Genomic DNA, 680 nt, shown 5'->3' with positions numbered 1-680 from the left:
TCGACGGACTCCCGGCCCGCAGCCGGGCGTAGAGTCGGCCGGTGAGGGCGTCGACCCGACGCCGCACCCCCGCCGACGAGGAGTTCTGCCCATGTCCGTCGTGAAGATCAACGCCATCAGCGTCCCCGAGGGCGCCGGCCCGGAACTCGAGAAGCGGTTCGCCGCCCGCAAGCACGCGGTGGACCAGGAGCCGGGCTTCGAGGGCTTCCAGCTGCTGCGGCCCACGGCGGGCGAGGACCGCTACTTCGTGGTCACGACGTGGGCGTCGGAGGAGGACTTCCATCGCTGGCGGGACGGGCGCATGCCCGCCGCTCACGCCGCCGAGCAGGGCGGCCGCCCGGCGCCGGTCGCCACGGGCGCCGACCTGCTCGAGTTCGAGGTCGTGGACCTGGGCTGACCCGGGCGCCGCAGCAGGCGCATCGCGTTCACGATGACCAGCAGCACGGACGCCTCGTGCACGAGCATGCCGACGGCCATCGTGACGCCGCCGGCGAAGACTCCGGCCAGCAGGGCCGCGACGGTCACGAGGGAGATCGCGATGTTCTGCCGCATCACCCGCACCGTGCGCCGGGCCAGATCGAGCGCCTGCGGCAGCCGCTCGAGCCGGTCGCCCATCAGGGCGATGTCCGCGGTCTCGATGGCCACGCCGGAGCCGGCCGCGCCCATGGCCACGCCGATGT

General features: G+C 73.8%; 1 protein-coding gene and 1 pseudogene. One reads left to right on the top strand and one right to left on the bottom strand.

Annotated features, from left to right (window positions below):
- The first annotated feature begins 91 nt into the window (after positions 1-91).
- Positions 92-397 carry an antibiotic biosynthesis monooxygenase family protein gene (locus UN64_RS21915; RefSeq protein WP_077365997.1) on the top strand — a complete coding sequence of 102 codons (306 nt, stop codon included), beginning with the start codon at positions 92-94 and terminating at the stop codon, positions 395-397.
- Here UN64_RS21915 and UN64_RS21910 read toward each other — a convergent pair.
- Positions 313-680 (bottom strand): annotated as a pseudogene (locus UN64_RS21910) (heavy metal translocating P-type ATPase); the annotation flags it as partial. The gene UN64_RS21915 and the pseudogene UN64_RS21910 overlap by 85 nt on opposite strands.

The sequence above is a fragment of the Fictibacillus arsenicus genome (genome assembly GCF_001999465.1).
Taxonomy (GTDB): Bacteria; Bacillota; Bacilli; order Bacillales; family Fictibacillaceae; genus Fictibacillus; species Fictibacillus arsenicus.
This window is presented reverse-complemented; position numbering and strand designations above follow the sequence as displayed.